The following is a 13,037-nucleotide window of genomic DNA, read 5'->3' on the forward strand; positions in this document are numbered from 1 at the left end:
TCGATTTGGATACGGGACACAATAATTATTATGATAAGGCGCAAAAAAATAAAGGAGGATGTTGCCATCCTCCTTTATGTATTCACCTGCACGCTGAACTTAACCGCGGCAGCGAGCAAAAATATCTAACTTAGATTGATACACTTGGGTCTGAACATTCATTAATCCCAGCAGACTGTCGAACAGATTGTCGTGGGAGAAGCCGCCCTTCTCGGCCTCTTTGGCTAAACACGCCATATTCAAATGGTTGTCTTGGCTGAAATCCTCCGACACCCAGGCCAGCATAGGAATACTGGTCTGTTCAATCGGCGCAATACCGTACGGCGCGCCATGCAAATACATGCCTTTCTCACCCAGAGATTCGCCGTGATCCGACACATAGAACATGGCGGTATCAAACTTAGTCTGTTGCTGTTTAAGCTTATTGACCACTTCACTGATAATGTAATCGGTATACAAAATCGTGTTGTCATAGGTGTTCATCAGCTCTTCGGCGCTGCAGTTTTGAATGTCGCTACGCGGGCAATCCGGCGTAAATTTACGGTGTTCTGGCGGATAGCGTAGGAAGTACGTCGGCCCATGGCTGCCAATCACATGCAGGGCTATCACAGTGTCTTTCTGCTCCGCATTGGCTAAGGCTTCGTCGAGTTTATTGAGCAGCACTTGGTCGAAACAATATTGTCCCGAGCAGAGTTCTGGATCGCTATTCAAGTCAATGGTGATGTTTTCAACCTGATCGCACACCCCTTTACAACCCGAGTCATTATCAAACCACTGCACTTTAATCCCGCCGTGATTTAACACATCGATGGCCGTGTCTTGGGCATAGGCGCGGCGAGAATCGTAATCCTCACGTCCCATCCGCGAGAACATGCAAGGTAGCGAGACCGCAGTGGCCGTGCCGCAGGAATGGGTATCTTTAAAGGCGACCAAGCCTTGGCCCTCTGTGTAAGCGTTGGTCGGTTTATCATAACCATAGTATTGATAGTTCATTGAACGAGCAGTCTCGCCCACCACCAGCACTAACAGGTTAGGTTTACCGTTGGCATTGGTTGTAACATTTTTGGCATCCAAACCCAGTTGTTGGTATTCAATCGGCGTTTGCAAATAGTGCACATTGATGTACTTAGCGGCCGCGCCAATAAAATAGGTCGGCACAATATAACGCTTGATCTCATCGTTATTGCGGCCAAAGGCGGCGTAATCTTGGAAATAGAAGAAGGCGATAATCCCAAGCCCTGCCAACATCGCCAGCATAAACAAGACTTTATGCAGCAACTCTTTAAAAAATGGCTTGTATTGGATATTGGCTTTGTAAATCAAATAGGCGGGTAAAATCCCCGTGAGCAGCATGTTGAGGATGGAAGCAAAGTTCACATACATCAAGGCTTCGGCGCTGTTGGTTTGAAAGGTGTTTTCAATCATGCCGTAGTCGAACACGACATTGTATTTGAGCGCCGCAAAAAACACGCTCGATGACAGCAGCGTGAGAATGATGAAAAAGGGTTTTACTAGGTATTTCACCGTAAACAGTGAAAACACAAAACTCAGTGCAAAGGTTAAAAACAGCGGCATGGATGCGATAAAAATCGGATCCACATCGGGCTGTTTTTCAATGCCTTTCTTGATGACTTCAAAGAGTGGGATATTAAAAACGCAAACGTAAAATAATGCGGTGATAAAGGTGAAGCGGTTCACGGTTAGAGTTTTAAATCTCGTCAGCACTGGTAATGCTCTCTTAAATAAATAGTGGGCCGAAACTAGCTTAGTTTTCTTAAGGGAATCTTATGCCTAAAAATGAATGTCATCTTAGCAACTGAACTTGGCCTACTCAATAAAATGAGTAATATTATTAACAAGTTAAAATACGGATTAAAAAAACGGCCGAACCTCAAGGCATTCGACCGTTTTTTGCTCCCCAACCTATAGGGACTTGCTCGGTATTAATCGCGAATTGTTAATATTTTCTGTCACGCATCACGATTATTTTAACTGCTGTAATAAGTAGGCAAACGCCATCGAATTTAGTTCCGCAGCTTGATTATTATCTGCAGCGCCTGCGTGTCCACCTTCGATATTTTCATAGTAAAGCACATCGATGCCCATGTCCTTCATCTTGGCTACCATCTTACGCGCATGGCCTGGGTGTACCCTGTCATCACGGGTTGAGGTAGTGAAGAACACCTTAGGATAGTGGGTGTCCTTGTGCAGATTATGGTATGGCGAATAGGTTTTAATGTAGGCCCATTCTTCAGGAACATCGGGATTACCGTATTCCCCCATCCAACTTGCGCCGGCCAGTAACTTATTGAAGCGGTACATGTCGAGTAAAGGCACTTGGCAGACCACTGCATTGTAGAGATCGGGACGACGGGTAAAAGCGGCGCCCATCAGCAAACCACCATTACTGCCACCTTGAATGCCTAAATGCTTGCTCGAGGTAATTTTACGGGCGATTAAATCCTCGGCGATAGCCTCAAAGTCCTCATAGGCCTTATGACGATTCTGCTTAAGTGCCGCTTGATGCCACGCAGGGCCGTACTCGCCGCCACCACGGATATTGGCCAGCACATACACGCCGCCCTGCTCTAACCAGTTTTTACCAATGGTTGCCGAATAGGCTGGGCGCAGTGACACTTCAAAACCACCATAACCATAGAGCAGAGTGGGATTGCTGCCATCGAGCTTAAGATCCTTTGCCATCACCACAAAATACGGCACTTTGGTGCCATCCTTTGAGGTTGCAAAATACTGCTCAGTTTTAAATTTATCCGCTGCAAATTGCTGAGGCATACCTTTAATTTTTTGCGGTTTTAGCGCCTTAGCATTGACGGTATACAGGGTCGATGGCTCAAGAAAGCTCGTGTAATTAACAAAGAAATCATCACTGTCGCGCTCCATATCCATCACGGTTAGCGCGCCATTGGCCTCAAAGGGGACGGGCGTGCTTTGCCATGCGCCCTTCGCGTCTTGCTCGTAGCGAACCAGTTTACTCTTCACGTTATCGAGCCAATTTACAAAAATCGCGCTCTTACTGAAACTTAACTGGGCGATTGATGCGGTCGGCGTTGGGCTGACAAATTCAGTAAAGGATGCTTTTTGGGCGATTAAATCCGCCACATTGGCATACACCACGGCGCCTTGGCTGAATGTCGTCGCAGGGGTTGCTAACTCACTCTTGAGCTCAATAAACAATTTGCCTTGGAAATAGCCTTTGATCTCGGCATCTTGCGGGAGCGGCAGCTTAGTCAGTTTGCCGTCTTGGTAAACATATTGAGTGGCGGTGTAAAAGGTATGCGCCTCAGTAACTAGGCTCAGCGGAGTTTTGTCGTCAAACATCACCCAACCCGATACCGCGACCGAAGTTTTGTCGCCACTGAAAATGGTTTTCGCTTGCTCAAGCGGCGTACCACGTTGCCATAACTTCACTACGCGGGGATAACCCGAGTCCGTCATGCTTTGGTCATCGCCAAAATCGGTACCGACAAAGGCCTGATCGGTATCAATCCAACTAAGGCTAGATTTCGCTTCTTTTAAGAAGAAAGGTTTATCTTTCGCGGGCACAAAGTCTTTGGTGCTTAAATCAAATTCACGCACTTCGACCGCATCGGCGCCGCCACGGGATAAGGACACAAAACAGCGCTGATTCTGTGGATACTGGCAATCAATGCCTTTGAACACCCAGTTGACCGCTTCGGTTTTACCTAAGGCATCGACATCGAGCACGGTTTCCCACTTTGGATCCGCCTTGGCGTATTCTTCCATCGTAGTGCGACGGTAAATCCCCCGCACATGGGTATCATCCTTCCAAAAGTTATACAGCTTATCGCCAATATGGGTGGCGTAAGGAATACGCTCTTTGTCATTGAGGATAGCGAGGCTGTTGGCAACTAAGGTATCGAAGCCTTTGAAGGCTTTAATTTCGGCGGCTGAAGTGGCATTTTGGGCCTTAACCCACTCCATTGGCTTTGCGCCTTCAACCTCTTCAAGCCAAAGGTATTTGTCTTCTTCGGCGTGGAGTTGACCACTCATAGTGAGTACCCCTGCGATGCACCAAGGCAGTAATTTACGATTCATGTTATTCCTTTTTAAACAGAGCCCTTAAATATAGTCTTTGACCAGAGCCCTTAGATTGAGTCCATCTTGATTTCTGCCCTACATTACCTTAATTGACCTCCAGTTCAACCTTTAATACAACAAGAATGTAACAAAAGGTAAGATATTGTAATCACGGATGATTAATCGAGAATGAATCGAAAATATTCGAGATGTTATGCCATAAAAAAAGCGTCCATTAGGGCGCTGTAATCAATACTGAATGGCGAGTTAACGCTGCCATTAAAACTCTTGATTCATCCGCGTCAGCAGACTCAGCAGTAAGCTTCGCTCCTCTGCACTCATCTTAGCGGTGAGATCGGTCGTTAATTGCAAATGCAGTGCATCATGCTCGAGGAACAGCGCCTGACCTTTCTCGGTGAGCTCAACCAGAATCGAGCGTCTGTCACTCTCATGGGGACGGCGCATCACCCACTGGGACTCGACCATTTTATCGATTTGTACGGTGAGCGTGCCTGTGGTCACACCGATTTTGTCGGCCAGTTCCTTCATTCGCATCGCACCGTGCACACCCAACAACTCTATCGTGTGTACCTGCGACAAGCTAAAACCCTTATCGCGCACAATAGCATGCTCCCACGATGATAATTTTTCATAAAACTCAATAATCACATGGTTCAAGGCCTGATCCGTAGAATGAGCGGACGTGGCAGATAAAGCATCATGCGGGTGTGCAACTGTCATTAGGCTTCCTTAGCCACACACTCACGTTGACGGCAAGTATGCAGCTCAATGGTAATATGGGATAACTCAGGGAACTTAGTCAGTAACTGATTAAAATAACTGGCTTCTTTCGGTGAGTGAGACACAATGGACACCATAATAGCATGGTGATCGGCACTCACGCGCCAAATATGTAAATCGGCCACTTGATGATCCGGTACCGCCTCTATGGTCTCACGCACTTTGCGCTGTAGCGAGGCTTTTACCCCACCGTCCAACAGAATTGGACTGGTCTGTTGGATAAGACCCCATGACCAGCGGCTGATAATAATCGCGCCAACAATCCCCATAATCGGATCGAGCCAAGTTAAGCCCATATATTTACCGAATAACAGCGCCGCAATCGCCAGCACTGAGGTTAACGCATCGGCTAAAACGTGGAAATAGGCTGCCCTCAGGTTGTGATCATGGCCCGTGTGCCCGTGTGAATGCCCATGGGAATGGCCCTGTGCGTGGCTGTGTGAATGGTCGTCATGGTCATGGTCATGGTCATGGTCATGGTCATGGTCATGGTCATGGTCATGGTCATGGTCAGCAGCATGATGATCGTGCCCATGGCAGCAATGATTATCTTGATGCTCTTTATGATCATCATCGTCGTGATCATGGTCGTGTGAGTGACTGTGTGAATGTCCATGCGAGTGGCCGTGTGAATGCCCATGGTCGTGGGAATGGTGGTCTTTCAACAGGAACACACTCAATACGTTCACGCTTAAGCCAATCAGGGCGACAAAAATCGCTTCATTAAAGTGAATATCCTCAGGATTAATCAAGCGCATGCCCGATTCAATTAACATCACTAAGGCCACTAAGCCTAAGGCGATGGCGCTGGTGTAACCGCCAAGCACACTCACCTTTCCAGTCCCAAAAGCAAAGGCCGGATCATTGGCATGCTTACGGGCATAGGAATAGGCAAACAGGGTGATCATAAAGGCGGCGGCGTGGGTGCCCATATGCCAACCATCGGCCAGCAAGGCCATAGAGCCATAAATTGTCCCCGCCACAATCTCGGCCACCATGGTAATCACGGTGAGATACAACACATAGCGAGTGTTTTTTTCGCCCGCCGTATTTTGGTTAGAAAATCCATGGGAATGCTGCCACTGCGCGACAGAATGCCCAAGCCCGGTACTCTGCATCGGCTTCTCGGTTGAAGATGTTGTTTTCATTATTTTTTCCTAAGCGATTTCCCTAACTTGCATAAATGAGTGAGCGTAAATTCATGCAGCAAGAGCAAACACGCTGTGGTGATTGATGACTTCTGTCGTCAGTTTAGTTTGAAAATCAAAATATATAAATATCAAAATAATCATTTTTCAAACTATTTGCACAACTGTTGCTAAATATCACAGGATTTAACCCAGGCAAAACCAGCCCCGCGGGTGTTTAGCAATTACGCCATCGCTTAGTCGGCCCTAAGCACGACAGCTCATGACATTGAAATAAAGAACGGGATAAACGCTATGGGAGAAATAACACAAAGGCGCTTAAATCATTCGACTTAAGCGCCTCTGCATGGGAAGGGATTTGAATGCAATATCAGAATATGGATACAAAGAATGCACTGAAAAATAAAGCAATTACAACTGTCGTACCTAGCGCCATTTTTAGTTCGGTGTTCATATTCACTCTCCTAGTTGGTATAACCCATTATTATCAAGGCTGAGAAAAATGCCTATATTGAGATAGTTATTTTGTGAGCAAGAGCTAAATAATAGTGCACTTTTCACACCGCTCGGGCTGACAAAGTGATACCGCTCACATTACACCCTCTTCCCTAGCGCACGTAATTATCGAAATCAAGATTGGGCAATCCATTTATTCGATTAACATTCCGGCATGATTTTTGGCAAATTTTGATATACTGCCGACGTAATTCATTGACCGAGATAATCCTATGTCACAACTGTTACACACCATGCTTCGCGTCGGTAACTTAGAACGCAGTATCGCTTTTTACACTCAAGTGCTGGGCATGAAGCTGCTACGCACCTCCGAAAATCCAGAGTACAAATATTCCCTCGCCTTCGTGGGTTACGGTGAAGAATCAACGGGTCAGGCCGTCATCGAGTTAACCTACAACTGGGGTACGGAAAAATACGATCTCGGCACGGCCTTTGGTCATATTGCCATCGGTGATGAAGACATTTATGCCCGCTGCGAAGCCATTGCCGCTGCGGGTGGTAAAGTCACTCGCGCGCCCGGCCCTGTTGCTGGCGGCACCACTGAAATCGCGTTTGTGGAAGATCCCGACGGTTATAAGATTGAATTTATTCAAATGAAGTCGGCGACCCAAGGTTTAGGTTAAGCCTTTAATCTTCCCGCCTGATATAAAATCGGCGTTTGCATGCCCTGCAAACGCCGTTTTCTTTGCTCATTGATAAATGCCAACACTGCAGATTATCGCTTGCCCTCGGCGGCCATCGCGATACGGCTGCTGCGTTTCTTCTGCCAAATGGGTAAACGCCACGCGAGCAACAAACCAAAGCCGAGGATATACAAACTCGGTTCGATAATCTCGGATTTTACCGACCAATAAAAATGAATGGGCGCCAGAATCGCCACGACATACACCCCATTGTGTAGCGTTTGCCAACGGCGACCCATCTTACGCATCAAGGCTTTAAAGGACGTCAGCGCGAGCGCGGTGACTATCACATAGGCCAGTGCGCCGACTAAAATATAAGGCCGTTTCGCCACCTCGCTGAAGAATAACTCCCAGGCAAACAGCAGATCTAAACTAAAAAACGCCACAATATGCAAAGTCGCATAGGCAAACACATACAAGCCAACCAAGCGGCGCGTCTGCATTAACCAGCCTAACTTTAATCCCTTAGCAAGGGGCGAAATCAACAGCGTCGCCGCTAACGCATTCAACGCGCCAATGCCAGTAAAGTGGATAATATGCTGCACGGGATCGCCGCCAGCACGGTCCGACAGCACAGTAAAAACCAACCAAGCAATCGGGATAAGCCCAATCAAATGAAAGACTAGTTTGACCCAGAGCAGCTGTTTTGGCGTGACTCTTAACGCCGTGATGTTGAACATAAGACTCCTACTGTTCTTGCCCTTTAAAGGTGCTAACAACTCTCTCGCGAGATAGATATTGCCACTCGTTCACTAGGCGCAATCGATTGCGCCTAGGATACGGTCGCCATCGCTTAATAAAATTGCCTTAAATCCATGCCTTCATATAAAGAGGCGACAAACTCACCATAGCCATTAAAGGGCAAGGTATCGATGCGTTTTGCCGAGAACAACCCACCCTCGCCGATGCGCCGCTCGCTCGCCTGCGACCAACGGGGATGGTCCACCGCAGGATTCACATTGGCATAAAAGCCATACTCATGGGGCGCGAGTTGATTCCAACTTGTGGGCGGCTGCTTGTCCATCACCCGAATGCGGACAATGGATTTAATGCTCTTAAAACCGTATTTCCAAGGCACCACTAAGCGGATTGGCGCGCCGTTTTGCGGCGGCAAGGTTTTACCGTAGAGTCCGACCGACATCAGCGTCAGCTCATTCATCGCCTCGGCAATGGTTAAACCTTCCACATAGGGATAATGAATACCGCCGCCCATTAAACGGCTCTTTTGTCCCGGCATTTGCTCGGGATCGAAGGCGGTTTCAAAGGCAACATACTTACCTTTACTGGTCACCCCGACTTTTTTCAATAAAGCGGCGAGTGGAAAGCCCACCCAAGGGATCACCATGGACCAAGCTTCGACGCAGCGCAGCCGATAAATGCGTTCTTCTAGCGGAAATAGCTTAGTGAGATCTTGATAATCGAGCGTCATCGGGCGCTCCACTTCGCCTTCAATGCGTAATTGCCAAGGGTCGACCTTAAACTGCTGGGCGTTATCAGACGGATCCTGCTTGCTGGTACCAAACTCATAAAAGTTATTGTGGGTGGTGACCTTATCGACGGGCGTTAGCACTTCGTCCTTGCCAAAGCGTGAATTGGCCTCAAAGGTTAATGGCGTGGTTATAAAGCTGGTTTTGGGTTGTTCGCCAAACAGATCGAATAATCCCGCCTGCACATAACCCGGAATGCTAGCCCCAATCGCGCCAAGGCCCATGGCTTTGACTATATGGCGGCGAGCCTTAAACACCGATTCGGGTGTCACTTGATTATCTTGGATATGCCAGCGCGCTTTTTTCAAAATACCCGGTGTAAAACGTGATTGATTAGCCAATGGACACCTCTGCAAAAATAAATGTTATCTACCGACGCTTAACTCACCCTCAGCGCTCGCCCAAAAACCTCAGGTACATTTACCTGTGTTGATAAGCTGTAGGGATATAGACACAGATAACAGCAAAAAAATTTCATCCCTCACAGTATCTCAACTTAAGCGACTAAGTCTTGCTCATTTGAGTCATCGTCTAAACAGATTGTTTATTAAAGCACTTGAAGCCTTTTTAGGGGCATGCGACCCTAGGCGCCACAGCTAAAGGAGTGCTAGTAAGATGCCATTTTCTCAATCTTTTTCCCTCGCCCAGATCATCGGCCTACTCGCCGTGGCCTTTTTAGGACTGTTAATCGGTGCCCTGCTCAATCAACGTCTCACCCGTTCTCGCTGGCAACAGTTTAAAGACGAATTAGAGCAAGAAATGCGGCAGGTAAACGAAGACGCCGAGCTATCCCTCGCCCAGCAGCAAATTTTAGTCGACGATAAAGACAGCCAACTGCGCCAGTGCCAACAGCGCTTAGAGCAAAAGATAGAACAACTGGGCAAAGCCGAAGCCATGGCCGAGCGCCTGCCGAGTTTAGAACAACAACTTGCCGACAGCCATCGCCGCCAACTCGAGCTACAACTGGCCTTATCCAAATCCAATGCGATGCAACAAACCATCCAGGCTAAGGCCGATGCCCAGCAATCTGCAATGCAGGAAAAAATCGCCACTTTAGAAATGGCCGAAGTGCGCCTGCAAACCCAGTTTGAGAACCTTGCCAATCGAATTTTCGAAGAGCGCAGCGAAAGCTTTAAACATCAAAATGCTAACCAGTTAGAAGGCGTGCTCGGGCCGTTAAAGCAGCAATTAGAAGGGTTTAGACAGCAAATTCGCGAATCCTACAACCATGAACAATCGGAACGCAGCGCCCTTAAACATCAATTAGAACACCTGCGCGAGCTCAACTTAAAAATGAGCCAGGATGCCATTAACCTGACCAAAGCCTTAAAGGGCGATAACAAGCAGCAAGGCAACTGGGGCGAAGTGATTTTAGACCGTGTGCTGCAAGAAAGTGGCCTGCGCGAAGGTCACGAATACCACACCCAGCGGGATCTTAAGGACGACAGCGGCAAACGCTTTAAGCCGGATGTGATCGTGCATTTGCCTGAAAATAAAGACGTGGTTATCGATGCCAAAATGTCGCTCATCAGTTACGAGCGCTATTTTAATAGCGAAGATCCGCTGGTGCGTGAACAGGCCATCAATGAACATGTATTATCGATCCGCAATCATATTAAGGGCTTGAGTCAAAAGGATTATCAGCGTTTACACGGCCTCAAAAGCTTAGATTATGTGCTGATGTTTATCCCGATTGAACCCGCGTTCTTGCTGGCCCTAGAGCATGACCCAAGCCTAGTGAACTTTGCCCTTGAGCAAAATATTATGCTGGTCAGTCCAACCAACCTCTTGGTTGCCCTGCGAACAATCAATAATATCTGGCGTTACGAGTATCAAAACCAGCATGCCCAAACCATTGCCAAACAGGCGGGTCGCATCTACGACAAACTCTGTGGCTACCTCGACGATATGGAAAAACTCGGCCGTGCTTTGGATAATGCCGAAAAAACCTATCACAGTGCCATGAACAAATTGTCATCGGGCAAAGGCAATTTAGTGCGTCAAGCGCATTTAATGCAGCAACTAGGTGTTGATACCAGCAAACAACTCGATAAGATGTTACTTGAGAAGGCGCTCAATGAAGCATTAGACGAGAGTGATGCCCAGGACAGCAGTGATGATGAAACAAATCGCGATACGCTTTTGACCCATACTGAGGATGCCACCGCACTCGAACAATAACGATAAACACGCAGTTTAAAAGCCAATAACTCATAATCCTGAATCGATAGGGAAAAGTCGATTGTAACCTTGATGCCCGGAGGCAAGTTCTGCATGTGCAACCCATTGACAAAGATGGTGTTATCCAGCGCAATTATCATCGCAGGGGCATTTAATGCCTCTGCGGCTTTCGCGTTAACTTCTACCCAGAAGACCTTTCTTGAGGCTGAAAAAGCCTTAAAGAAACAAGACTATGCCACCTACAAGCCCCTGCGTGCTAAGTTAGGCGATTATCCACTGGCGATTTATCTCGACCATGATATCGACATTGGCAAGCTTAACGATTTACGCGGCAACGACGCTAAGGCCATGATAGATAAATATCAAACCACGCCTATGTATCAGCGCCTGCGTTCAAAATATTTATTAAATGCCGGCGGCCAAAAGCGTTGGAACGACTTTTTGAGCCTCGCTCAAGACGCGCCAACCGATGTCAGGCTACAGTGCTATTTTTATGAGGCCAAACTCGCCAAGGGCGAAACCCAAACCGCCTACACGGCGGCGCAGTCACTTTGGGTCTATGGCGATTCCCGTCCCAAGGAATGCGATCCCCTCTTTAATGCTTGGACCAAGGCCGGTAAACGCACCCAAGATGTGATTTGGGCGCGGATGTTACTGAGTTTCGATGAGGGCCAAACCAGCCTGCTGAGTTACTTGTCGCAAAAAATCACCGTGCATAGCGCCGAGGCAAAACGCTTAGTGGCGGTATTTAAAGATCCCAATAGCCTGCGCCATACCGAAAAATTTAAGGATAAAAATCCTATTGTTGGCGATATCGTCGCTGCAGGTTTAAAACGCCTTGCCCGTAAGGATATCGACCAAGCCATCAATTTGTATACTCGGTATCAAAAAGCAAAACGCTTTACCCCAGCACAGGATCAACAGCTGCAAAAGTACTTGGTACGCCGCGTGTTGATTGAGCAGGATGATAATTTTAAAGACTGGGCCGATAACCTGCTGCCCGAGATGAAAAGCGATGATATGTTCGAGCGCCGCTTACGCTGGGCGATCCGCGAGCAGGACAATACCCATATCGCGCGCTACTTAGATTTATTATCGCCCGAGACCTTAGCCAAAGAACGCTGGCAATATTGGCTGTATCGTACCAACGCCAAACACGCCCCCGAAAGCGCCACTAAGGCGTTAGCGGCGGTCAGTAATGAGCGTAACTTTTACGGTTTTGCCGCGTCACAGTTATTGAATAAGCCCGTGTCCTTAAATCAAAGTCCTGAACCTGTGGTGGATGGGACCAGCCAAAAACTCGAAGACGATTTAGGCTTTGTGCGCGTATTGGAGTTGATGGCGCTCGACCGTTACTTCGATGCCCGCTATGAATGGGTTGCCCTGCTAAAACGCAGCAATAATGAGATGCGCGCCCGCTATGGTCGTTATGCCCACGATCAAGGCTGGTATGACTTTGGCGTGGAAGCCAGTATCCAAGGCAAGCTATGGGATGATATTCCCCTGCGCTTCCCGATGGCGCATCAATCAGGCTTTGAACATGCCAGTAAAAAGCACAAGGTCAATATTGATGAAATCCGTGCCATTAGCCGCCGCGAAAGTGCGTTTTTCCTCTACGCAACCTCTGGTGTCGGTGCCCGCGGTTTAATGCAGATCATGCCTGCCACCGCCAAGGCAACCGCGAAGAAACACGGGGCGAAGTACAGCGATCCGAAGGATCTCTACAGCGCCGAGCTTAACTTAAATTTAGGCAGTGCCTATTACGCGCAATTGTTGAATGATTTCAATCAAAACCGCGTGTTAGCGACAGCCGCCTACAACGCAGGCCCCTCGCGGGTTCGCCGCTGGTTAGCGGAGTCGAATGGTCAACTCGATGCCATGAGTTTTATCGAGTCCATTCCCTTCACCGAAACCCGTGAATATGTGCAAGCCGTGTTAAGTTATCGGTTGATTTACGAAGCGCAAAAACAAAAGCCGCAGCCTTTATTCAACGAGGCTGAGCTTAAGTTCCATTACTAAGCCGCATGGCGGAAATGGGATACTAATCGAGTAGTAATCGAATAATAATCAAGGTGGCGTTGGCCACCTTGATTATTTTTGGCGGTATCAAAATGCCGTTTACACTCACGCTTAACCGTATGAGTATTAAATCGGCAAACGCA

9 protein-coding genes are annotated in these 13,037 nt (G+C 47.8%); 3 read left to right on the top strand and 6 right to left on the bottom strand.

Annotated elements, in window-relative coordinates; genetic code table 11:
• Positions 1 to 99: 99 nt before the first annotated feature.
• From N7386_RS11865 to dmeF, 4 genes are all read right to left on the bottom strand, one after another.
• Positions 100 to 1,725, bottom strand: a complete 1,626-nt coding sequence (locus N7386_RS11865) for a phosphoethanolamine--lipid A transferase (protein WP_011717178.1) — start codon at positions 1,723 to 1,725, stop codon at positions 100 to 102.
• Positions 1,726 to 1,983: 258 nt separating this feature from the next.
• On the bottom strand, positions 1,984 to 4,077 hold the full coding sequence (locus tag N7386_RS11870) for a prolyl oligopeptidase family serine peptidase (protein ID WP_279768639.1): 2,094 nt from the start codon (positions 4,075 to 4,077) through the stop codon (positions 1,984 to 1,986).
• Positions 4,078 to 4,338: 261 nt separating this feature from the next.
• Positions 4,339 to 4,800, bottom strand: a complete 462-nt coding sequence (locus tag N7386_RS11875; protein ID WP_279768640.1) for a MarR family transcriptional regulator — start codon at positions 4,798 to 4,800, stop codon at positions 4,339 to 4,341.
• Positions 4,800 to 6,008, bottom strand: a complete 1,209-nt coding sequence (dmeF, locus tag N7386_RS11880) for a CDF family Co(II)/Ni(II) efflux transporter DmeF (RefSeq protein ID WP_279768642.1) — start codon at positions 6,006 to 6,008, stop codon at positions 4,800 to 4,802. The genes N7386_RS11875 and dmeF overlap by 1 nt, the downstream gene beginning before the upstream one ends.
• Before the next feature lie 728 nt (positions 6,009 to 6,736).
• Here dmeF and gloA point away from each other — a divergent pair.
• Positions 6,737 to 7,147 (top strand): lactoylglutathione lyase, encoded by a 411-nt coding sequence (gene gloA, locus N7386_RS11885; protein WP_011626085.1) that lies wholly within the window; start codon positions 6,737 to 6,739, stop codon positions 7,145 to 7,147.
• A gap of 92 nt (positions 7,148 to 7,239) precedes the next feature.
• Here gloA and msrQ read toward each other — a convergent pair whose 3' ends face one another.
• Together msrQ and msrP are read right to left on the bottom strand one after the other, a co-directional pair.
• Entirely contained in the window at positions 7,240 to 7,887 is a 648-nt protein-coding gene (gene msrQ, locus N7386_RS11890; protein WP_279768644.1) for a protein-methionine-sulfoxide reductase heme-binding subunit MsrQ, read from the bottom strand.
• Positions 7,888 to 8,000: 113 nt separating this feature from the next.
• Positions 8,001 to 9,035: a protein-methionine-sulfoxide reductase catalytic subunit MsrP gene (gene msrP, locus N7386_RS11895; protein ID WP_011626083.1), complete on the bottom strand. Its 1,035-nt coding sequence runs from the start codon at positions 9,033 to 9,035 to the stop codon at positions 8,001 to 8,003.
• Between the two features lie 274 nt (positions 9,036 to 9,309).
• Between msrP and rmuC the strand changes: the two genes are divergently transcribed.
• Both rmuC and N7386_RS11905 read left to right on the top strand, forming a co-directional pair.
• Positions 9,310 to 10,875, top strand: a complete 1,566-nt coding sequence (gene rmuC, locus N7386_RS11900) for a DNA recombination protein RmuC (protein WP_279768647.1) — start codon at positions 9,310 to 9,312, stop codon at positions 10,873 to 10,875.
• Positions 10,876 to 10,968: 93 nt separating this feature from the next.
• Positions 10,969 to 12,894, top strand: a complete 1,926-nt coding sequence (locus tag N7386_RS11905) for a transglycosylase SLT domain-containing protein (RefSeq protein ID WP_279768649.1) — start codon at positions 10,969 to 10,971, stop codon at positions 12,892 to 12,894.
• Positions 12,895 to 13,037 lie beyond the last annotated feature (143 nt).

The organism is Shewanella sp. GD04112 (assembly GCF_029835735.1).
Lineage (GTDB): Bacteria > Pseudomonadota > Gammaproteobacteria > Enterobacterales > Shewanellaceae > Shewanella.

Bases quoted from the DNA above. Each gene is read 5' to 3' on its own strand.
- N7386_RS11870 (WP_279768639.1), bottom strand. From the start codon at position 4,077: ATGAATCGTAAATTACTGCCTTGGTGCATCGCAGGGGTACTCACTATG.
- N7386_RS11875 (WP_279768640.1), bottom strand. From the start codon at position 4,800: ATGACAGTTGCACACCCGCATGATGCTTTATCTGCCACGTCCGCTCAT.
- dmeF (WP_279768642.1), bottom strand. From the start codon at position 6,008: ATGAAAACAACATCTTCAACCGAGAAGCCGATGCAGAGTACCGGGCTT.
- gloA (WP_011626085.1), top strand. From the start codon at position 6,737: ATGTCACAACTGTTACACACCATGCTTCGCGTCGGTAACTTAGAACGC.
- msrQ (WP_279768644.1), bottom strand. From the start codon at position 7,887: ATGTTCAACATCACGGCGTTAAGAGTCACGCCAAAACAGCTGCTCTGG.
- rmuC (WP_279768647.1), top strand. From the start codon at position 9,310: ATGCCATTTTCTCAATCTTTTTCCCTCGCCCAGATCATCGGCCTACTC.
- N7386_RS11905 (WP_279768649.1), top strand. From the start codon at position 10,969: ATGTGCAACCCATTGACAAAGATGGTGTTATCCAGCGCAATTATCATC.